Annotated in this window: 20 protein-coding genes and 1 pseudogene; 9 read left to right on the top strand and 12 right to left on the bottom strand. The window is 69.7% G+C overall.

Features of this window, described 5'->3' with window-relative positions:
- Positions 1–28: 28 nt before the first annotated feature.
- On the bottom strand, positions 29–769 hold the full coding sequence (locus tag BLV25_RS14385; RefSeq protein ID WP_021073372.1) for a proteasome assembly chaperone family protein: 741 nt from the start codon (positions 767–769) through the stop codon (positions 29–31).
- Between the two features lie 108 nt (positions 770–877).
- Between BLV25_RS14385 and BLV25_RS14380 the strand changes: the two genes are divergently transcribed.
- Positions 878–1864 carry a mechanosensitive ion channel family protein gene (locus tag BLV25_RS14380; protein WP_021073371.1) on the top strand — a complete coding sequence of 329 codons (987 nt, stop codon included), beginning with the start codon at positions 878–880 and terminating at the stop codon, positions 1862–1864.
- 105 nt (positions 1865–1969) lie between these two features.
- Here the strand turns inward: BLV25_RS14380 and BLV25_RS14375 are convergent, their stop codons facing one another.
- Positions 1970–3814: a YcaO-like family protein gene (locus BLV25_RS14375; protein WP_092734585.1), complete on the bottom strand. Its 1845-nt coding sequence runs from the start codon at positions 3812–3814 to the stop codon at positions 1970–1972.
- A gap of 108 nt (positions 3815–3922) precedes the next feature.
- Complete coding sequence (gene serS, locus BLV25_RS14370) at positions 3923–5296, bottom strand: serine--tRNA ligase (RefSeq protein ID WP_092734582.1); 1374 nt, start codon at positions 5294–5296, stop codon at positions 3923–3925.
- A gap of 209 nt (positions 5297–5505) precedes the next feature.
- Here serS and BLV25_RS14365 point away from each other — a divergent pair, with 209 nt between their 5' ends.
- Complete coding sequence (locus tag BLV25_RS14365) at positions 5506–6336, top strand: MBL fold metallo-hydrolase (protein ID WP_092734579.1); 831 nt, start codon at positions 5506–5508, stop codon at positions 6334–6336.
- 23 nt (positions 6337–6359) lie between these two features.
- On the opposite strand, the gene BLV25_RS14360 is transcribed toward BLV25_RS14365, so the two are convergent.
- Positions 6360–7331 carry a DUF5787 family protein gene (locus tag BLV25_RS14360; RefSeq protein ID WP_092734575.1) on the bottom strand — a complete coding sequence of 324 codons (972 nt, stop codon included), beginning with the start codon at positions 7329–7331 and terminating at the stop codon, positions 6360–6362.
- Between the two features lie 189 nt (positions 7332–7520).
- Between BLV25_RS14360 and BLV25_RS14355 the strand changes: the two genes are divergently transcribed.
- From BLV25_RS14355 to BLV25_RS14345, 3 genes are all read left to right on the top strand, one after another.
- The gene (locus BLV25_RS14355) at positions 7521–7946 is read left to right on the top strand and encodes a hypothetical protein (RefSeq protein WP_021073366.1); all 426 of its coding nucleotides are present in this window, start codon (positions 7521–7523) and stop codon (positions 7944–7946) included.
- Positions 7939–8655 (top strand): NUDIX hydrolase, encoded by a 717-nt coding sequence (locus BLV25_RS14350; protein ID WP_092734572.1) that lies wholly within the window; start codon positions 7939–7941, stop codon positions 8653–8655. The genes BLV25_RS14355 and BLV25_RS14350 overlap by 8 nt, the downstream gene beginning before the upstream one ends.
- 94 nt (positions 8656–8749) lie before the next feature.
- The gene (locus BLV25_RS14345) at positions 8750–9583 is read left to right on the top strand and encodes an NAD+ synthase (RefSeq protein ID WP_021073364.1); all 834 of its coding nucleotides are present in this window, start codon (positions 8750–8752) and stop codon (positions 9581–9583) included.
- A 66-nt stretch (positions 9584–9649) separates the two neighbouring features.
- On the opposite strand, the gene speB is transcribed toward BLV25_RS14345, so the two are convergent.
- From speB to ggt, 6 genes are all read right to left on the bottom strand, one after another.
- Positions 9650–10471, bottom strand: coding sequence for an agmatinase (speB, locus tag BLV25_RS14340; protein WP_092734569.1), 822 nt, complete (start codon positions 10469–10471; stop codon positions 9650–9652).
- Between the two features lie 5 nt (positions 10472–10476).
- Positions 10477–10854, bottom strand: a complete 378-nt coding sequence (locus BLV25_RS14335) for a translation initiation factor IF-5A (protein ID WP_021073362.1) — start codon at positions 10852–10854, stop codon at positions 10477–10479.
- A gap of 65 nt (positions 10855–10919) precedes the next feature.
- On the bottom strand, positions 10920–11171 hold the full coding sequence (locus BLV25_RS14330; protein ID WP_021073361.1) for a hypothetical protein: 252 nt from the start codon (positions 11169–11171) through the stop codon (positions 10920–10922).
- A gap of 158 nt (positions 11172–11329) precedes the next feature.
- Entirely contained in the window at positions 11330–12508 is a 1179-nt protein-coding gene (locus tag BLV25_RS14325) for a M24 family metallopeptidase (protein WP_092734566.1), read from the bottom strand.
- 131 nt (positions 12509–12639) lie between these two features.
- Positions 12640–13545, bottom strand: coding sequence for an NAD-dependent epimerase/dehydratase family protein (locus BLV25_RS14320; protein WP_021073358.1), 906 nt, complete (start codon positions 13543–13545; stop codon positions 12640–12642).
- Between the two features lie 207 nt (positions 13546–13752).
- Positions 13753–15354 (bottom strand): gamma-glutamyltransferase, encoded by a 1602-nt coding sequence (ggt, locus tag BLV25_RS14315; RefSeq protein ID WP_092734563.1) that lies wholly within the window; start codon positions 15352–15354, stop codon positions 13753–13755.
- 53 nt (positions 15355–15407) lie between these two features.
- On the opposite strand from ggt, the gene BLV25_RS14310 reads away from it, so the two are divergent.
- From BLV25_RS14310 to BLV25_RS14300, 3 genes are all read left to right on the top strand, one after another.
- Positions 15408–16643 (top strand): tRNA sulfurtransferase, encoded by a 1236-nt coding sequence (locus BLV25_RS14310; RefSeq protein WP_092734560.1) that lies wholly within the window; start codon positions 15408–15410, stop codon positions 16641–16643.
- A 606-nt stretch (positions 16644–17249) separates the two neighbouring features.
- On the top strand, positions 17250–18131 hold the full coding sequence (locus BLV25_RS14305; RefSeq protein WP_039400815.1) for a 3-hydroxyacyl-CoA dehydrogenase family protein: 882 nt from the start codon (positions 17250–17252) through the stop codon (positions 18129–18131).
- Positions 18128–19015, top strand: coding sequence for an enoyl-CoA hydratase/isomerase family protein (locus tag BLV25_RS14300; RefSeq protein WP_092734557.1), 888 nt, complete (start codon positions 18128–18130; stop codon positions 19013–19015). Before BLV25_RS14305 ends, BLV25_RS14300 begins: the two co-directional genes overlap by 4 nt.
- Positions 19016–19024: 9 nt before the next feature.
- Here the strand turns inward: BLV25_RS14300 and BLV25_RS14295 are convergent, their stop codons facing one another.
- Both BLV25_RS14295 and BLV25_RS14290 read right to left on the bottom strand, forming a co-directional pair.
- The gene (locus tag BLV25_RS14295) at positions 19025–19819 is read right to left on the bottom strand and encodes an enoyl-CoA hydratase/isomerase family protein (protein ID WP_092734554.1); all 795 of its coding nucleotides are present in this window, start codon (positions 19817–19819) and stop codon (positions 19025–19027) included.
- A 119-nt stretch (positions 19820–19938) separates the two neighbouring features.
- Entirely contained in the window at positions 19939–20784 is an 846-nt protein-coding gene (locus BLV25_RS14290) for an enoyl-CoA hydratase/isomerase family protein (RefSeq protein WP_218128648.1), read from the bottom strand.
- 193 nt (positions 20785–20977) lie between these two features.
- On the opposite strand from BLV25_RS14290, the pseudogene BLV25_RS14285 reads away from it, so the two are divergent.
- Positions 20978–21254: pseudogene (locus tag BLV25_RS14285) on the top strand (IS6 family transposase); the annotation flags it as partial.

The raw sequence follows: 21254 nt of genomic DNA, 5'->3' as shown, positions 1-21254 counted from the left end.
ATCGCCGCCGGATCGCCCGCGGACCGCGCTACATGTACATCCGGTCGTCCGGGAGGTCGGCTTGTTCCTCCTCCATCCGTTCGGCCAGGTCGGCGTAGTACTGCTGTATCTCCGCGGCGAACGCCTCCAGCGGACCCGAATCGATCTCGACGTCGTAGACGGTCGAGACCGTTTCGACGAGTCGGATCGCCGCCTCGACGTCAGGGACCTGTGCGTGGACCGGCGTCACGTACACGCAGACCTCCAGGGAGGAGTCGATCCCGCGCTCGAGCAGCGCCGCGTTCGTCCCGTCGAGAAAGCCCGACGCCATCCCCTCGATCCCGGCGTCCTCGAGCCGGTGTTCGCGGTAGTCGTCGGTCGCGACGTAGTACGTCCGGTGACCCTCCGGTCCGTGCGGCACCGGCACCCCCGAGAGGACGACGACCTCCGAGACGTCGTTCGCGCCGGTCCACTCGAGGATCGATCGCGCGAAGGACTCGCCGAGCGGAACGGGGACGAGCAGCTCGCCGACCAACACGGTGATATCGAGGTCCTCGCGGGAAAACAGCCGCGTGGGATGGCGCGGCCGGCCGTTCTCGAACGGCGTGATCGAGGGGAACCCCTCGACGGTGACGTGGCCCGTCTCGTGGAGATCGAGCGCGTCGACCAGGTAGTTGACCGCCGTCAACCCCGCCAGGCCGTAGTTGGAGAATCCGGCCACGAGCACGTCGCTCGGGTCTGATTCGTGGGTGATCTCGAAGCTCGGATCGCGTCGACGGGAGTCGGGCATGACCGATCCGTTCTCCCGGTGACGTCTTATCCGTTCGGGTGGGTGCGGTTCGGGTGGAGTCGAGGCCAGCGAGGAAACGTTTTTTCCGGTGGGCATCCCCAATCAGCCATGGACACCACGGCGATCGTGCTCGCCTCGCCGGTGACCGAGACGGTGCCCGAGTGGGCGCGGGTCCCCGGCGTCGAGTTCCTCCTCGCCGTGGCGGTGCTCGCCGGCGGGGTCTGGCTCTCCAAGCTGCTGGTCCGGCTCCTCGGCCGTCCGGTCGCTCGCCGGTTTCATCGACAGAGCGTCGCTCAGACGGTCCTTCGGGGAGTCCGGGTCACGACCGTGATCACGGCGCTGTTCCTCGCGGGCTGGGTCGCCGGCCTCGGCCTGCCCGACCTCGTGTTGTCGGTCACCGTCTTCTCGGCGGTCGTGGGCGTCGTCCTCGCGCCGCTCATCGGGAACGTCATCAACGGCCTGTTCGTGCTCGCGGACCAGCCCTTCGAGATCGGCGACATGATCGAGCTCGACGACGGTCGCCGCGGGTTCGTCGAGGACATCACCATCCGCTACACGAAGGTGATCACCCTCGACAACACCTTCCTCGTGATCCCGAACTCGAACACCCGGGAGCGGGACATCACGAACTACTCGGCGGAGGACGAACGGACGCGGCTCACGCTCGAGCTGCTCGTCACCTACGAGTGTGACGTCGACGAGGCACGCCGGCTGATGGAGCGGGCCGCCCGCGACTGCGAGGGCGTCATCGACGGCGGACCGGACATCCGGATCGGAACGGCACGGTACGTCGCCAGCCCGGACTGCCGGCTCGCCGAGTACGGCGACGACGGGATCCTCCTGCAGCTCCGCTACTGGGCGAAGAAGCCGTACAAGATCCACAAGCTCCAGTCGCAGGTGAACTCCCGCATCTGGGAGCTGATCGCCGACGCCGACGTCGAGGTCGCCTACCCGCACCGCCACCTCGTCTTCGACGAGACCAGCGGCGTGGCCCGCGTCGGCGCGCCGATCGACGACGATGCGAGCCTCGACGCCGACGGACCCGTCGCTCCCGATGCGGTCGCCGATGCCGAAGGAACGGCCGACTCCGGTTGACTTCCGTTCGCGTCGACCGACGCCCGGACTCGGGACGCACGACCAGCATCCGGACTCGGGACGCACGACCAGCATCCGGACTCGGGACGTATGACCGACGACCGGTTACGGAAACGGGTGGTACGTCCGGTCGAGGTCCGGCTCGAACCCCATCGTCTCCGGGACCGACCGGGCCCGGTCGCCGAAGAACGGCTCGCCGGTGAACAGTGGTTGCGCCGCCGGGACGAGGACGCGTGCCGCCTCGAACCCGAGCGCTTCGAGGTCGCGGGTCGTCAGCCGCGTCGCGTACGCCGCCAGACCGACCTCCCCGATCCGGTCCAGGACGGCGTCAAGTTCGGCGGTTCCGGCGAGGTCCGGTTCGCCGACGGTTTCCGGGTTCACGGAGACGTCCGGATCGAAGAACGCCCGCGTCTCGTCCGGGAACGAGGCGTGATGGCCGATCGCTCCGCCCTGCTCGGCGGCCGCATCGGGACCCATCGTCCGGAGTTCCATCCAGTTCTGGAGCGCCTCGGAGACGGCCGACCGGGCCGCCGCGAGGGGATCGAGGTCGGCGGCCGACCCGGCGGCGAACCGGGGCCAGTCGTCATCGCGGTGGACGCCGGCGGCGACGACCGGGACGTCGACGTCCGTCGTCACGAGCAGGGTTCGGACCGTGAGTCCCTCCGCGCGGGCCCGCTTGCGGAGATCGACCAGCGCCGTCGCGTCGTCGGTCGGTCCCTCGACTCCGGCCGCGTCGTCGGCCGATCCTTCAACTCCGGCCGCGTCGTCGGCTGATTCCGTCCCCGTACTTCGTACAGCGTGACCACCGTCGACCCGGTCCGCGATTCCATCCAGGGACAGCTCGAGGGGATCGAACGTCGAGTACCACGCGATCATCGTCGCGTCGCGCTCGATCGTCTCGTAGAGCCCCGACAGCAGCGCGTCCACCCCGGAGGATCCGAGGCCGAGCCCGGTGGTGATGGCGGGACGGAATCGGTCCGTCGGCGGCGGGAAGCGGACGAACTCCGCGGGGAGGTGTACGCGCTCCTCGGCGTCCAGGCGGGTGCCGGGGACCCACGGGATCGGGTCCGTCGGGTCGAGGGCGACCGGGTCCGGCGTGACGAAGTCGTCGGGCCGAACCGGATCCTCGACCCCGTTCGCGGGCGCCAGTTCGTGGTCCCCTGACCGGTATACGCCGGCCGCGTATCGTTCGAGCCCCTCGCCGAGCGCCTTCATAAAGGCGGCGTCCCAGTCGACGTCGACGCCGGCCGCGAACTCCGCCGCCCGCGCGTCGCTGAAGCCTTGGGTGTCGGCCGTCCCCGCGATGTAGTACGGCACGGGGAACGACTCGCGTTCGCCGACCTCCGCGATCGGGCCGATCCGGTCGTCGACGGCGCGCTCCGCACGGTCGAGCGTCTCGCCGAGCGACGACTCGCGGTGCGTCCGCGGGACCGCGGCCGAGCGGGTGTCGGCGGTGGCCGTCTCCTCGTCACACTCACAGTTCGGGACGGGAAGCAGGGTTCGTTCCGGACCGGGAACCTCGACGACGACGTCGCCGGGCCCCCCTGATCCCTGGGACAGGAAGGCGATCGTGCGTCGCCCGGCCACCGCGCCGGCGTACCGAACCGCCGACCGGACGCCGGTTGGCCGCTCCGCCGTCTCGGGATCGCCCGCGGCGACGCGCGCCCGGAGGCAGTCGTAACACGCCGTATCCAGGACCGTCACCGCGGCGTCGATCCCCTCGATCGGGTGGCCGCCGATCCCGCCGACCTCGACCGCGGCCCAGGCGTCGAGCGCCTCGCTGGCGACCGTGAAAGCCGGATCGCCGGTCGTGGCCGCGACGACGGCGAAATCGACCCCCGAGAGGAGGTCCGGGTCGGCGTCCATCGGGAGCACGTTCACTTCGACGTCGCCGAGCGCCGCCTCGACCGCCGCGATCGCGGGCCCGTCGCCGACGAGACCGATGTCCATACCCGGCGTAGGGGAACCCTCGAGAAAAACCCACGGTCCGATTCGTCGTGACGATCGGACGCGTGCGGTCGGTCGTTCGGCCGAGCCGTGGTCGTTCCGGACTCCCGGTCAGTCGTCCGTGCCGAGCGCCGACTCGCCGACCGGGTCGTGGCCCTCGATCCGCTCCTGGCCGCCCATGTACGGCCGGAGCGCCTCGGGAACCGTGACCGTCCCGTCGGGGTTCTGGTAGTACTCCAGGATCGCGACGACGACGCGGGGCACGGCGAGGCCGGACCCGTTGAGCGTGTGGAGGTACTCGGCCGACTCGTGGTGCTCCTCGCGGTATTTGACGTCCGCGCGCCGGGCCTGGAAGTCCTCGAAGTTCGAGACGCTCGAGACCTCCAGCCACCGCCCGCCGCGGTCGGGGCCCTCGGGCATATCGTCGGCGGGCGCCCACACCTCGATGTCGTACTTCTTCGCCTGCGTGAAGCCGAGGTCGCCGGTGCACATCTCGAGGATCCGGTAGGGCAGCTCGAGCCGGCGCAGGACCTCCTCGGCCTCGTCGAGGAGCCCCTCGAAGCGCTCGGCGCTCTCCTCGGGGCGGACGAAGTTCACCATCTCGACCTTGTTGAACTGGTGGACCCGGACGATCCCGCGCGTCTCGGTGCCGTGTTCGCCGGCCTCCTGGCGGAAGTTCGGCGAGTAGGCCTGGTACTTCAGCGGGAGGTCCTCCGCCAGGAGGATCTCCTCGCGGTGGAGGTTGGTGACGGGAACCTCCGCGGTCGGGAGCAGCCACAGGTCGTCCTCGTCGTAGGGCTCCTCGTTCGACCCCTCGATCCGGTAGGCATCTTCGGTGAACTTCGGGAACTGACCGGTGCCCTCCATCGACCGGCTGGCGACCGGCAGCGGCGGGAAGACGTCGCGGTAGCCTTGCTCGCGATGGACGTCGAGCATGAACTGCACGAGCGCGTGCTCGAGCCGGGCGCCGTCGCCCATCGCGAAGTAGAACCCGCCGCCGGAGACCTTCGCCGCACGGTCGAAATCGAGGATCCCGAGATCCTCGCCGAGGTCGTAATGCGGGGTCACGGTCGCGGGCAGCTCGCGCAGGTCGTCGAACAGCTCGCGGCGGCGCTCGACGTTCTCGGACTCGTCGGCGCCGACCGGAACCGACTCGTCGGGGATCTGCGGCAGCTCCAGCAGCGCCGCCTCGAGCTCGGCCTCGAGCTCGTCGGCGCGCTCCTCGACCTCCTGCAGCTCGGCTTTGAGCTCCTGGGAGCGCTCGATCGCCTCTTGGGCGGCCGCCTCGTCGCCGGCCTGTTTCAACTCGCCGATCCGCGAGGAGACCTCGTTGCGCTCGTGCCGGAGGTCGTCCCCGCGCGATTTGAGCTCCCGCCACTCCTCGTCGACCTCGAGGATCCGATCGAGGTCGACGTCGACGCCCTTATTCTGCAGGGCCTCGCGGACCGTCTCCGGGTTCTCCCGGACGAACTGACGCGACAGCATTTGACAACGCTTTCGCCGGGGCACCCAAAACCGTATCGGAGCGGCACCGCAGGTGGCGTTCGCACCCGGCGGTGCGGACGTCGAACACGATACGACCACGTATCCCGCCTGGTACGACCACGCACCCCGACCAATACGACCACGCACCCCGCCCAATACGACCACGCACCCCCGCGTTTTTATCGGGTGACGGCGAACCCTCCGGTGAGATGGAGGTCACGCTGCTCGGCACCGGCGACACCACCGGGACGCCGACCGTCGGCTGCGACTGCGACACCTGTACGGCCGCCCGCGAGCGCGGGATCTCGCGGTCCCGGTTCTCCGTTCACGTGCGCCACGAGGGGACCGGCGAGTCGCTGCTGATCGACTTCAGCCCCGACTTCCGCCAGCAGTTCCTCGACCACGACGTTCCGCTGCCGGACGCCGGGCTCGTCACGCACATCCACTTCGACCACCTCGACGGGCTGGGGAACGCCTACCGCGTCTTCGACGCGCTCACCGTCCACGCCCCCGCCGAGGTCGACCCGGTCACCGACGAGAGCGTCGCCGACACCGTCCGCCGGAAGTACGATTACCTCGAGGACCGGATCGGCGTCGCGGGTCACGACCCCTTCGAGCCCTTCGAGACCTGCGGGTTCGAGGTCCGGTTCGTTCCGGTCGACCACCCGCCGCTGGTCTGTTACGGCGTCGCGATCGAGGAGCCCGAGACGGGCGCGAAACTGTCGCTGACCGGCGACTCGAGCTACGACGTCCCCGAGCGCTCCCGGGAGGTCCTCGCCGACCCCGACCTGCTGCTGGCGGACGCCATCGTCCCCGCCTCGCTGTGTGAACACCACCCGATGGGCGGCCGCCATCAGCGTCCGGACGGCACGCCGCGCACCTTCGGCACGAAGCACATGACCCGCGAGGGCGCGCTCGATCTGGCCGCCGAGTTGAACGCGACCGAGACGCGGCTGGTCCACCTCGCGCACTTCTACCCGGTCGACGAGGCCTTCGAGGAGCCGCTGGCGGTCGACGGCGAACGGTACCGGCTCAGCTGATCCGGTCGGGTCCCGGCCGTCTCTCAGCCGAATCGGTCAAGTCCCGCCTGCCTGCGCGGCGCACCGTCGGGGTCGGCGACCCACGCCGAGTTGGCCGCCCGCAGCGTTTCGTGGTCCGTCCCGGGCGGCTCGGCCGGCTCGTGGGCGGCACACCCCTCCCCGCAGTCGCGGCCGGGATCCACCACGCGATCGAACCGGTCGCAGTAGGGACGGCCGTCCGCGGTCGTGGTCGCGTGGGCACACCCCGGCGGGTCCGGCCGCCACCCCTTCCCGTAGGCCCGCTCCGCGATCCGGCGGCGCTTCCGGGCCTTCGCGGCCGGGGTCACAACCTCGACGTCGGTCCGGAGGCCCTCCTCGGCGACGATCTCGATGCCCGGCTGCGCGACCGGGAGCGTCGTCGCCTCGCGGACGACCTCCCGGTCGCCGGTCTCGGGGTCGACGCGCCGCACGCCGACCTCCGTCGGGATCCGGTTTAAATGTGCGCGGGTGACGTGGGACGCCGTCGCGAGCCACACCCGGTCGAAGAGGCCGAGTTCGACGTCGAACCGGAGTTGTGCTCGCAGGTCGCCGGGACGGCCGAGATCCGGCTTGTTCTCGATCGCGACGAGCTCGTCCACCCAGTCGTCCGGGTAGCGGGCGGTCGCGCGGACGAGCTCCCGGCCGCCGCGCCGCTCCCGTTCCAGGTAGCCGACCTCGACCGCCGCCTCGACCACGCTTCGTGCTCGCTCCGGCGGCAGATCGAACGCGTCGCCGACCGGGACGGCGGTCCCGGGGCCGACGTCGGCCTCGAGGGCCGCGTCGGGGATCGACGCCGGGGTTATCGACGCACGGTCGGTAAACTCGGGTCCGGGATCGAGGACGCAGACGTCGACGATCCGGGCGCCCGGTCGCGCGACCGCGCCGCCGAGCTGGCGGGCCACGACGCGGTCGGGGTCCTCGAGGGCGGCACACAGCGCCAGCTCGAACCGGAACTCCGAGTCGACCCTGGCGTCCATACCGACCGACCGGTCCGGATCGGCAAAAGCCTGTTCCGCCGGTCGACGAGGGGGACGTCGGCCGCGTCGTTCGGCGGACAATGCCTGCAGTCGCGTCGTCCGCCGGTCGATGCCGCGGTCGACTCGCCGCCGACAACGAACGCGCCGAACCCGAAACCCGTATTCGCGCCGGCGGCCTACCGGGGCGATATGCGCCGCGTCACGCGGAACCTCCTGATCGCGATCGCGATCGTCGCCCTGGCGCTGCTCGCGCTCGGCGCCCTGCCGGAATATCTCGGGACGGGGGACCCCTACCACCTCACCGCCGAGCCGACCGACGCCGACGGGCCCGCGGTCGACGTCTCGAACGCGACCGACCGCCGGTATCCGTACCTGACGAGCGCGCTCGCCGCGACTGACGCCGGTGACGGCCGGTCCGCCGGCCGGTCGGACGGCTATCAGGAGGGCCCCTTCGGAGTCAAGGAGCACTTCACGCACACGCCGTTCGACGAACAGGACGCGCTGCAGCGGCGGAACCGGGATGCGGTCCGTGAGGACGGACGCGTCCTCGTCGTCCACGAAGGCGAACGGTATTACGTCGACGTGACCAGAGTCCCGAGCGAAACCAATGAGTGAGGATCGCTCCGACCGACCGTCACCCGACGCGGGGGATCCCGATCCGCCGGCCGAGGAGTCCCCCGACCCGCCGGCCGAGAAGTCCCCCGACCCGCCGCTCGGGCACGAACCGGCCGCCGACCTCCGCGATCTCCCCGCCTTCGCCGACGGCCGGACCCACTCGCTGCCCGGCGAGCCCGACTGGCCCGTCGAGTCGGTCGACGTCGAGTACGAGACGGGCTGGCTGACCGCCGGCTACGACCGGGTCGAGCAGCCCGACGGCACCGCGAAGGACTATTACTGGGCGGAGCTGCCGCCCGCGACCGTCGTGGTCGCGATCGCCGACGGCGAGGTTCTGTTCGTCGAACAGTACCGGCCCACGATCCGCCGGCAGCAGCTCGAGCTGCCGGCCGGGATCGTCGAACCGGGCGAGTCCTACGCCGACGCCGCCGCGCGCGAACTGGCCGAGGAGACCGGCTTCGCGCCCGCCGAGACGACGCTGCTCCAGGAGGTGTGGTGTTCGACCGGCGTGTTGCGCCACCGGCGCGGCTACGTCCTCGCCCGGGAGCTCGAGGCGGTCGAGCGGGACTTGGACACGAACGAGTTCCTCGATCCGCGTGCGGTGCGCGTCGACGAGGCGCTCGAAACCGCCCGCCGCCCCGGCTGTAACGACGCAACCCTCGAGGGGCTGCTGCTCGCGAAAGCTGACGGGTATCTCGACTATCGGTGATCGTCCGTCCCGTCATATACTTATAAGTGTTCGATCGAACGGAAATAGGCGCTATCGATAGCCTATTAGTCGCCCGCGCTGCAACCCCGACCCGATGACGACCCCGCCCGAGGAATCCGTCCTGTTGTCCGAGGACCCGCCGCTCGACCTCCGGCTCTCGGAGGCCGAGCTCGAAACCACTCGCGACCGGATCGTCTCCTTCATCGCGGAGACGGTCGAGGCCGCCGGCGCCGAGGGGGCCGTCCTCGGCATTTCCGGCGGGATCGACTCGACGCTCACCGCGTACCTCGCCGTGTCGGCGCTGGGCGCGGACGGGCTCCACGGGATCACGATGCCGGCGACGGTCAACGACCCGGAGACGATGAGCGACGCCGAACGCGTCGCCGAGGAGCTGGGGATCGACTACGACGTGGTCGAGATCGACCCCATCGCCGAGACGATCTTCGACCGCTATCCGGAGGCGGCCGAGGACACGACCGCCAAGGGGAACGTCTACGTCCGCACGCGGGCCGTGCTCAACTACTTCGTCGCCAACGCCGAGAACCGGATCGTCCTCGGAACCGGCAACCGGTCGGAGGCCGCGACGGGCTATTTCACCAAGTACGGCGACCAGGCGGTCGACTGCAACCCGATCGGCAACCTCTACAAGATGCAGGTGCGCCAGCTGGCCGCCCACGTCGGCGTGCCCCACGATCTGGTGATGCAGACGCCGACGGCCGGGATGTGGTCCGGACAGACGGACGAGTCGGAGATGGGCGTCGATTACGACACCCTGGACGCGATCCTCGCGACCCACGTCCACGGTCCCCTTTCGAAGGACGCCACGGTCCGCGAGCTCGGCGTCGAGCCCGAACAGGTCGAGACGGTCGTCGACCTCCACGAGGAGAGCGCGCACAAGCGGCGGCTGCCGCCGGCGCCCGATCGGTAAGATCGGGGTCCGTCCTTCGCGGAGTCGTTCCGCGAAGTCGGTTCGCGCGTCGTCGCGGCGGCCAATTCACGCCTCCGCGGCGTGCGTGAACACGAACTCGCGAAGGAGCTTCCCCGCGAGCGCCGCCGTCTGGCCGTCGTCGCGGTCGTTCACCTCGACGACGTCGACGCCCTCCGCGTACGGAGCGACGGCGCGGACGGCGTCCCGCAGCTCCCGCGGCGCGAGGCCGAACGGCTCCATCGTCCCGGTTCCCGGCGCGTACCCGGGATCGGCGGCGTCAACGTCGATCGAGAGGTAGATCGAGTCGCCGTCGAGGATACCGTCCTCCTGCATCGACCGTGCCCACTCGCCGGCGTCCTCGGGCGGGACGACCGTCACGTCGTCCGCCTCTGCCCGGTCCCACTCCGCGGCCGAGCCCGTTCGAGCGCCGACCACGTACGCGTGGTCGACGACGTCGAGCGCCCGTCGGGTGACGCAGGCGTGGTTCCATTCGTTCCCGCCGTAGGCGTCCCGCAGGTCCAGGTGGGCGTCGAGCACCACGAGGACGTCGGGATCGACGGCCTCGACGCCGGCGTAGGTGACGGTGTGCTCGCCGCCGATCGTCGCCGGAACGGCGTCGTCGAGGACGACGCTCCGGAGCTCCGCGGCGAGGTGATCGAGGTACGCGGGGACGTCGTCCCACGGGTGGACGTCGCCGGCGTCGTGGACGCCGAGATCGGTGAAGCGACTCGCCGTCCGGCGGTCGTAATCGTCGTAGGATTCGGAAAACTGCCGGACGCGGTCCGGTCCGAACCGGGTGCCCGGCTGAAAGGTGGTCGTGGCGTCCAGGGGAGCGCCGACGACCACGTAGGAGGCAGCCTCGCGATCGGTCGTCGCTCCCGGGAACATCTCGATTATCCGACGATCTTGCGTTGCCCCTCGTACTCGAGGTACTCGATCTCGTCGTCGGAGGCGAGCTCCTCGTCCTCGGGGATGCGCATCGTGAACGTCTCGTAGGTGTCCAGATCCATCACCTGGGCGTCGTCGCCGGAGACGGAGACGACCTGGCCCTGTTTGCGCTCGATGATCGGGACCCAGACCTTCGCGTCGACGGGCTGGGAGAGGGACCGCTTCCTGTCGTCGAAGACGCCCTTGCCCTCGATGCGGGCCTTGGCGCTGCCGTGTTTGCCCGGCTTCGCAGTGCTGTAGTGGTTGATCTTGCACGGCGATTCGTCCATCATCACGTAGCTGCCCTCCTGCAGTTCGCGAACCTGCTTTTGCTCACGAGGCATACCTCCGCTTCCCTCGCGGCCGGTATAAACGGTTTGGAACGCGTTCGGTGACGTGACGTGCCGCTTCACTCCTCGCGGTCGTCGCTGCCGTCGTCCGGCGGGAACTGCCCGGAGATGAGGAAGCTCACGACGATGAAGACGATGAACCCGGCGCCAACCGCGGCGGTCGTCTGGACGACGAACGGGATGTCGTGATACCAGGCGTATCGGTCGACCACGATGATGGCGAGGATCGTCACCAGGATCGCCTTCTGCTCGTCCGTCGGATCCCGGATCGCCCCTTTGACGTCGGCGGCGAGCTCGTTCACGAGGCCCATTGATGGTCCAACGTTGGCGGGCCGCGTGGAACCGTGTTTCGATCCCTGGCGACGATCGACGCGTCACTCACGACCGCGGCGTCACTCACGACCGAGGCGTCACTCGCGGTCGACGCGTCACCGGCGATCGAATGCCGCTTGCGTTCGCCCGGCCGCCGCTAGATCGTGAACAGCTCGCGGGGGAAGTCGGCGAGCGGTTCGGCGCCGGTGGCGGTCACGTGGAAGGTCTCCGACAGCTCGACGCCGAAGTCGTCCTCCCAGATGCCCGGGATCATGTGGAACGTCATGTCCTCCTCGAGGACGGTCTCGTCGCCGGGCCGGATGCTGGCGGTGTGCTCGCCCCAGTCCGGCGGATAGCCGAGCCCCATCGAGTAGCCGATCCGGTCCTCCTTCTCGAGGCCGTACTGGGCGATCGTCTCCCGCCAAGCCTTCTCGACGGCCTCACAGGTGACGCCGGGCTCGACGGCGTCGAGGGCGGCCTCGATCCCCTCGATGACGACCTCGGCCGTCTCCCGCACCTCGGCGGGCGGGTCGCCGACGTAAGCGGTCCGCGCCAGCGGCGAGTGGTACCGGTGCCGGCAGCCCGACAGCTCGATGAGCACGAGCTCGTCGTCGCTGAACGGCCGGTCGGTCCAGGTGAGGTGGGGCGTGCCGGTGTGGTCACCGGAGGGCATCAGCGGCACGATCGAGGGGTAGTCGCCGCCGTACTCGTCGGTGCCGCGGATCAGGCGGTCGTAGATCGCCGCCGCGGCCTCGTACTCGGGGACGCCGGCGTCGATCGCGTCCAGGCCGGCCAGCATCGCCTCCTCGGAGATGCGGGCGGCCTCGCGCATGTATTCGAGCTCCTGCTCGGACTTCTTGATGCGGATCCAGCCGACCAGCAGCGTGGCGTCCTCGAAGTCGGCGTCGGGGAGGGTCGACTGTAGCCGCGTGTACGACTTCGCGGTGAAGTAGGAGGCGTCCATCTCCAGGCCGATCCGGCCGTCCGCGACGCCGAGATCCTCCAGGACGCCGGCGACGTAGTCCATCGGATGGAGGTCGTACGGCGAGTGGACGTGGTCGTCGCTGTAGGCCCGAATGCTCTCCTCGGAGAGCCACGTGGTCGCGCGGGCGCCGTTGCCGTCCATGTCCCGGCCGACCCACACCGGCTCGTCGCGCTCCCGGGTGACGATCACGGCCTGGTGGACGTAGAAGGACCAGCCGTCGTAGCCCGTCAGGTAGTTCATGTTCGCCGGGTCGGCGACCACGATCGCGTCCAGCCCCTCCTCGCGCAGGCGTTCCCTCGTGCGTTCGACGCGCCGTTCGTACTCCGATTCGGTGAAGAGGTTTCGCGACATGACAACGAGTCTCGAGTGGAGGGTCGACGCAGCGAAGTAAAAACATTTCGTGTATGTAGAGAACGGATTCCGTATACGATCGTGTGGCATCGGCGTCGGTCACGCGACGTCGCTCGGACTTCGGAAGCCGCTCAGACCTCGGGCGGCTCGACCGATTCGTCGGCGGCGTCACGCCAGGACCGGGTCGGCTTCCAGTCGAGCAGCCGCTCGGCCTTCGCCGTCGCGTAGGCCGACGCGTCGCCCTCGACCGAGCAGTCCGCCGGCAGTCGGCCGTAGTGGTCACGCATCAGCTCCCGGAGCGGTTCCCCGAGCGCGTTGTCGGCGGCGACGCAGTTGAACGCCTCGTGGCCCTCGATCCTGCTTCCAGTCCCGGACTCCGGCGCGGTGACGCCCGCGAGCGCGGCGACGACGAGGTCGGCCACGTCCCGGACGTCCACGTACGACCAGTAGTTGCCGGCGCCGGCGGACCGGTCCGTGACGTAGTCCGGCTCCCGGCAGGCGTACGACCCCGGCTCCTGGATCCAGGAGGGCCGGATCGAGGCGATCGAGACGCCGTCGCGGCGCGCGACCGTCGCGGCGATCTCCTCGGCGACGACCTTCGAGAGCCCGTAGGGGTCCTCCGGACGCAGCGCGTGACCCTCCGTGATCGGGAGCTCGTCCGGGACCGGCGTCTCGGCGGCGAAGAAGAAGCCGTAGGCGCCGTCGGAGGACGCCTGGACGACGTCCGCGCCGACGCGCCCGGCGGCCGTGAGCACGTTGTGGGCCGCCAGCGTGTTGTTCCGGTAGAGGTCGACGCCGGGATGGCTTCCGGCGACCGGGATCGCGGCCCAATGCACCACCGCGTCGGGGTCGATCGCGGTGATCGCGTCGAAGGTCCCGCCCGCGTCCGTGAGGTCGAGCGCCCGGTACGCCACGTCCGGATGGCCGCCGTTCGCCGGGAGATCGCGGTCCAGACACGTGACGTCGTGGTCGGCCGCGAGCGCGTCGACGATCCAGCGGCCGGAGGTCCCGCGGCCGCCGGTCACGATGACGTTCATACCGGCACTCTCGCGGCCGGCGTCCAAAACGTGACGGATCGGTCGGTCGACCGGCGGCGGGATCGATCGGCACCGGTGACGGGATCGATCGGCACCGGTGGCGGGATCGATCGGCACCGGCGGCGGGATCGATCGGTATCGGCGACGGGGTCGACCGGCGGCAGGGTCGGTCGGCGACGAGCTCGGTCCGACGAACCGCGGCGACCGTCAGTAGCCCTGCGCGTTGCCGTCCTTCCGCGGGTCGGTCGCCCCCGAGAGCACGCCGTCGTCGTTCCGGACGAGCTGTGCTCCCCCGAACTCGTCCGCGGTGAGGGTTCGAACCCGGTGGCCCCGCCGGACGAGTCCCGCGGCGAGCTCGTCGTCGAACTGCGGCTCGAGCGCGAGCTCCCCCGATTCCCGGTATCGCCAGCGCGGTTCGTCGAGCGCGCGCTGGATCGGCATCCCGTAGTCGACCACGTTCGTGATCACCTGGAGGTGACCCTGGGGCTGCATGTATCCGCCCATCACGCCGAAGGCCGCCCAGTCGTCATCGTCGAGCCGCGCCACCCCCGGAATGAGGGTGTGGAAGGGGCGCTTGCCCGGTTCGAGCGCGTTCGGGTGGGCGGGGTCGAGCGAGAACGAGGCGCCGCGGTTCTGCAGGGCGATCCCCGTCCCGCCGGCCACGAGCCCCGACCCGAAGCCCGCGAACCGGGAGTTGATGTAGGAGACGACGTTCCCCTTGTCGTCGGCGACGGTCACCAGAACGGTGTCGGCGTCCTCCGCGTTCGCGTTCGGGACGCCGAAGGAGACGTCGTGGTTCGCGCGTGGGCCGACCTCCTCGGCGCGCCGCCGGGCCCAGGCCGTCGACCCGAGCGGCGGATGGTCCTCGTAGTCGGGATCGGTGATGTACCGGTGGCCGTCGTGGAACGCGACCTTCATCGCCTCCGCGAGCCGGTGGACCCGGTCGAGGGAGCCGTACGCGCACTCGCCGGCGTCGAGCTCGGCGGCGACGTTCAGCGCCTCGAGCGCGATGAGCCCCTGGTTGTTCGGCGGAAGCTCGTGGACCGTCGCCCCGTTGTAGGTCGTCGAGACCGGGTCGGGCCACTCGACCGAGAAGTCGGCGAGGTCCTCGACGGTCAGGAATCCGCCCTGCTCCTGCACCTCGGTCGCGATCGCCTCGGCGATCTCGCCCTCGTAGACGACGTCGGCGCCGTCCTCCGCGACCCGGCGGAGCGACGCGCCGAGTTTCGGAAGCGTAACGAACTGACCGGCCTTCGGGGCGGCGTCACCGAAGAGGAACGCCGAGCGCGCGTGGTCGGTCCCGAAGATCTCCTCGCCGTGCTCCCACTGGGAGGCGACGACCTCGGAGACGGGGAACCCCTCGGTCGCGTAGCGGATCGCGGGCTGGAGCAGCTCGCCGAGCGGCTTCCGACCAAGCTCCCGCGCGGTCGCCTCCCAGCCCCGGGCGGTTCCGGGAACGGTCACCGTGTGCGGACCGCGAAACGGCATCCCGTCGGCTTCGGGGCCGAGTCGGTCGCGCACGGCGTCGATCGTCGCGCCGGCCGGCGCGCCGCCGCAGGCGCGCATCGCGCCCACTTCGTCGTCGGCGGTGCGGTAGAGCGCGAAGACGTCGCCGCCGAGTCCGGTCGAGGTCGGCTCGACCACGTTCAGCGCCGCCGCGGTCGCGACGGCGGCGTCGAAGGCGTTTCCCCCATCGCGGAGGGTCTCGATCCCCGCCTCGGCGGCCAGCGGCTGGCTCGTGGCGACCACGCCACGCTGCCCGTACACCGTCGACCGTCGGGAGGTGAACCGGTCCAGGTTCGGATCCATACCCGACGCTCGATTCCGTCGCCCATATATCCACCCCTCGCCTAGCGTCGTCGATGACGACCGGTCCCGCCGCGCCGATCGGTACCGACCGCGTGCCGCCGGGAGCCGACGCCGTCCTCGTCCGCGTCGGCGCAATCGGCACCAAGAGCGAGCGCGTCCGGTACGAGATGCAGTCGCAACTGGGCCGGAACCTGCGCGCGCTCCTCGCCGACCGCGGGATCGACGCGTCGGTGCGGCACCGCCGGAATCGGCCGGTTCTGGAGCCCACGAAATCGTCGACGGGCGACGATCCGGGCCCCGAGACCGTCGCCGCGGCCGTCGACGCCGCGACCGACGCGCCGGGCGTGGTCTCCGCGAGCCCGGCGGTGACCGTCGCTCCGACGGCAGAGGCGGTCACGGACGCGCTGGCGACCGTCGCGGCCGACCGGTTCGACGGCGGGAGCTTCGCGGTGCGGGTCAACCGCGTCGGCGACCACCCCTTCACGAGCGAGGACCTCGAGCGCGATGGGGGTAGCGCGGTCTTCGAGGCGGTGGCGGACCCGGACCCGACCGTGGACCTGGAGGACCCGGACGTGACGTTCCGCGCCGACGTCGCCGACGAGGAGGCGTTCGTCTTCGTCGAGAAGCATCCGGGACCGGGCGGGCTCCCGCTGGGAAGCCAGCGGCCCCTGGTCGCCCTGCTCTCGGGCGGGATCGACTCGCCGGTGGCCGCCTTCGAGGTGATGCGGCGCGGGGCGCCGGTCACGCCGATCTACCTCGATCTGGGCGACTTCGGCGGCCCCGATCATCGTGCCCGAGCCGAGGAGGCCGCACGGACGCTGGCCGAGTACGCCCCGAACCACCTGGACGCGATCCGCGTCGTCGACGCCGGCGAGGTCTGTCGACGGCTCGCCGGGACGCTCGAACAGGGTCGGATGCTCGTCTTCCGCCGGTTCATGTACCGGATCGCCGCGGATATCGCGGCGGACCGCGGCGCCACCGGGGTCGTCACGGGGGAGGTGATCGGCCAGAAGTCGAGCCAGACCACCCAGAACCTCTCGGTGCTCGACTCCGTCACCGACTTCCCGATCCACCGGCCGCTGCTCACGCTCGACAAGCCGACGATCGTCGAGCGAGCCGAGCGGATCGGCACCCGCGATACCGCCGACATCACCGTCGGCTGCGACCGATTCGCTCCGGACCGGGTCGAGACGCGGGCCGGCCTCGAGCAGATCGCCGACATCGAGCCCGAGTGGCTGCGCGAGGCCGCCCGCGAGGCGGCCGACGGGGCCGAGCGCGTCCCGCTGTAGCGCGCCGGAGTCGCGACCGTGCGGAGAGCCCACATATAAATCCACCGTTGCTTCCGGTCCGCGGGGAATCCCCCGCGCCCACTTTATCCATCCCCGCACTCGACGCGAGTGGGCAGTCCTGACATGCGCGGCCCATTCGGCCGTCTCCGAAACCCACCTGCCCGCTGCGTGAACACGCGTCCCGCTCGTCCCCGGGACGTCGTTGTCCCACCGTGTGGGGGCATCTCCACACGAACGTTTCTGACATCATTCATTTAAATATAGTAGATAGTTCTGACGACTGAACCTTCATACGCGGGAGATCAGGCCCGTTTCGAGATCTCCGATTCTCCCGATCGGAATGACGGACCCATCTCAAATACCGACGATCGTATTCATATACTATATCGAAGTTGCCCATCGTTCCGTATTCCACATACCATCCCTGCTATCGAACGCCGTCCGGTGTGGCGTGATTTCCATTCCTTATAAATATAAACTATATTATACTATAGGTAAAATATAAAATATCAGTTACTTATGACGGCGACCTGTTCCGACCCCGGCGACGCGTTTCGATCGTGCGGTATGACAATATTAATGAGTCCGTTCGGCAAGCTATGATCGATGAACGTTGCCGTACTCGGAGCCGGGACGATGGGACACGGTATCGCACAGGTGACCGCGATGGCGGGTCACGACGTCACGATCCGCGACATCGAGACGGAGATCCTCGAGGACGGGGTGGCGTCGATCGAGCGGAATCTCCAGGGCGGCGTCGAGCGCGACAAGCTGACGCAGGCCGAGGCCGACGCGACCCTCGACCGGATCGACACGACGACCTCGCTGCCGGACGCGGTCGCGGACGCGGCGTTCGTGATCGAGGCCGTCCCCGAGGACCTCGACCTCAAGCGCGACACCTTCGCGGACGTGGAGGAGCACGTCGACGACGACGCGATCATCGCCAGCAACACCTCCTCGCTGTCGATGACGGCGATCGCCGACGCCCTGGACCGTCCCGAGCGCGCGGTCGGGCTCCACTTCTTCAACCCCGTTCACATCATGGGGCTCGTGGAGATCATCGTCGCCGAACAGACGAGCGAGGAGACGCTCGCCGCGGCGACCGATCTCGTCGAGGAGATCGACAAGGAGCCGGTGACGGTCACCGACACCGCCGGGTTCGCCTCCTCGCGGCTCGGCGTCGCGCTGGGCGTCGAGGCGATCCGGATGCTCGAGGAGGGCGTCGCCTCCGCCGAGGACATCGACCGGGCGATGGAGCTGGGCTACAACCACCCGATGGGCCCCCTCGAACTCACCGACGTCGTCGGGCTCGACGTGCGCCTCGACATCCTCGAGTACCTCCGTGAGGAGCTGGGCGAGCGGTTCAAGCCGCCCCAGACGCTCAAACGGAAGGTCCGTGCGGGCAAGCTCGGGAGGAAGTCCGGCGAGGGCTTCTACGTCTGGGAGGACGGCGAGATCGTCGGCGTCAGCGGGGACGACGGACGATGACCGGACGCGACGGCGACGAGGGTGCCGACGAGGACGTCGCCGGCGAGGAGAACGACCCTGCAACCGGCGATGCCGACGTCGTCGCGACCGCCGCCGACTGTGACACCGTTGACGTGGCGCTCGACGACCTCGCCGAGGGGGTCGCGACGGTCACGATCTCGCGGCCCGACGCGCGGAACGCGCTCGACGCGACGGTTCGCGAGGAGTTTGCGAGCGTGCTCGCGACGATCGACGACGACGATACGGTCCGCGTCGTCGTGGTGACCGGCGACGCCGAGGGCAAGGCGTTCGTCGCGGGCGCTGACGTGGGCGAGTTCCGCGACCGGGACGCGATCGATCAGCGCGAGGTCAGCGAGCGCCCGCGGATCTACGAGCGCGTCGCGGAGCTCTCGAAGCCCGTGATCGCCCGGATCAACGGCCACGCGTTGGGTGGCGGCTGCGAGCTCGCGCAGGCGTGCGACGTCCGGATCGCCTCCACGCGCGCGAAGCTCGGCCAGCCGGAGATCAACTTGGGGATCATCCCCGGCGGCGGCGGCACGCAGCGACTCCCCCGGATCGTCGGCACCGGGCAGGCGTTGCGGCTGATCCTCTCCGGCGAACTGATCGACGCGGAGGAGGCCGCCGACATCGGCCTCGTCGACGAGGTGTACGAGCCCGACGAGCTCGACGAGCGAGTCGCCGAGCTGGCGGGGATGATGGCCGACAAGAGCCTCGTGGCGCTGGAGTTCGCCAAGGACGCGGTCCGGGCGAGCGGGCAGCTCGGGCTCGAGGACGGCATCGAGTACGAGGCCGAGCTGTTCAGCCAGCTGTTCGCGACCGACGACAAGGACGAGGGGATCGCGGCGTTCTTCGAGGACCGCGACCCCGAGTGGAACGACGCCTAGCGGCGATGCCTACTCCCCGGTGAACTCCGGATCCCGGTCCTCCCGGAACGCCGCAACGCCCTCCTCGTGGTCCGCCGTTTGTAGGAGCGTGCTCTGGGCGAGCGACTCGACGAACCCTGCGGTCCGGGTGTCCGTGTCGCGCGCCGTGTTGACCGCCCGCTTGGCCAGCCCGAGCGCCTGCGGCGGCCCCTCGAGCAGGTCTTCGGCGTAGGCCGCGGCGGCGGCGTCGGGGTCGTCCTCCACGCGTTCGACGAGGCTGATGTCCGCGGCCTCCTCGCCGTCGATCAGGTCGCCGGAGAAGATCAGGTCCTTGGCGACGCCCGGGCCGACGAGCTGCACGAAGCGGGAGCAGCCGCCGAGGCCCGGAATCAGCCCGATGTTGTGTTCCGGAAACCCGAGCGTCGCGTCCGGGGCGACGATCCGGACGTCACACGCGAGCGCGAGCTCGAGGCCGCCGCCGACGCAGGTGCCCTCGATCGCGGCGATCACGGGCTTTTCGATCGTCTCGAGCCCGTCGAAGACGCGGCCGAGGACGCGGGAGTTGCGCCGGAACTCGGCGGTGGTCCACTCCTGGGCCTCCTCGAAGAGGCCGACGTCGGCGCCCACCGAGAACACCGTCGGGGTGCCGGTGACGACGACGACGCGGACCCGGTCCTCCCGGAGGATCTCGAGCGTGTCGGCCAGCTCGTGGCGCATCGCCTGGCTGATCGCGTTCACCGGGTCGTTTGCCAGTCGGACGGTCGCGATCCCGTCCTCGGAAACCGTGACATCGAGCGTGTCGAAGGTCGGCGTCTGGTCGGTCATCGATACGTGGTCGCTCGGCGGGCACCGACTTGTGTCGATCGATCCTGCGCGCCGGCGCGTGCGGGAGCGGCCGGCGTGCACCAACGCGGCTCAGTCACACTGCCGGCGCACCAACGCGGCTAGTCCCACTCGGGCTCGCGTCCGTCGAGGAACGCGGCGAGTCCCTCGTCGAAGGTGTCGGTTCCGCTCATTCGCTTGATCGCGGTGCGCTCCTGTTCGAGGTGCTGGCTCAGCCGGCCCTCGTAGGAGGCGTCGACGAGCGTCTTCGTCTCCGCGTGGACGTCGGTCGGGCCGGCCGCGAGCTCGCGCGCGCGCTCGGTGACCGTCTCGAGGAACTCCTCGGCCGAGCCGCCGTAGGTCGCGTTCGCGAAGCCGAGGTCGACCGCCTCCGCGGCGTCGATCGGTTCGGAGTCGAACAGCAGCTCGCGGGCCTTGTACGGGCCGACCGTCTTGACGAGGAAGAAGGAAATGGCGTTGTCCGGCGTCAGGCCGATCCGGGCGAAGGCGGTGTCGAGCGTCGCCGACTCGTGGAGGTAGTTGAGGTCCGACGCGAGCATGAATCCGAGCCCGCCGCCGGCCGCGATCCCGGTCACGGCCGAGATCACCGGACCCGGGAACTCCCGAACGGCGCGGATGTACCGGCTCGAGGCCGCCGCGATCGTGTCGATCGTGACCGACCGCATCTCCGTCGGCGCCTCCCGGATGAACTCGAGGTCCGCGCCCGCGGAGAACTCGCCCTCGCCGTACACGACGAGACAGTCCACCTCGTCGGCCAGCGCCTCGACCGCCGCGGCCATCGCCTCGAGCTTGGGGGGCCGGAAGACGTTCAGCGGACGGTCGCCCCGCTCCATCACCAGCCTGGCGACGCGTCCGCTCCGCTCGTCGCCCTCGCCCCTGCCGTCCAGTCCGTCGAGGCGCTCGATGCGAACCTCCTCGTGAACGCGCTCGGTGTCGAACTCGGACATCATCGCCGTCGTCCGTTCCCCCGGGATAGTCGGACGCAGTCCGGCGGCTCGACCCCACTCGACGCGCTCGGCGTCCGCGATACGACGTCCATATCGACCGGTGGTCCGTTGAGGGGTTTATACCTTCCGCCGGCCGCGACGGCGGTGTTTAGTTAAGCGTGAAAAGCGAGGCGGGTGAATTTCTTGCTGGTCTATGGCAGAAATTGCCCGCCTCACCGGTCATAGAGAGTGGATTGATTTGGATTTTGTGGAGCGAGAGCGGACACCCGAGTCCGCGATGGCGTTGGGTATTCAATCGCACGTTGCGGGACTCTCGCTGTCGAATACCGTCGATTTACTCGATTCACTGGGTGTCCAACGCAGTCGAAAAGCCGTCCACGATTGGGTTCAAAAAGCCGATCTACAGCCAGAATCCGGTAAATCACCGAATCAGATTGCGCTCGACGAAACAGTGATTCGCATCAATGATC

The organism is Halopenitus persicus, assembly GCF_900107205.1.
In the GTDB taxonomy this organism is placed as follows: Archaea; Halobacteriota; Halobacteria; order Halobacteriales; family Haloferacaceae; genus Halopenitus; species Halopenitus persicus.
The sequence above is the reverse complement of the archived record's forward strand: the minus strand, read 5'-3'. Positions and strand labels throughout refer to the sequence as shown.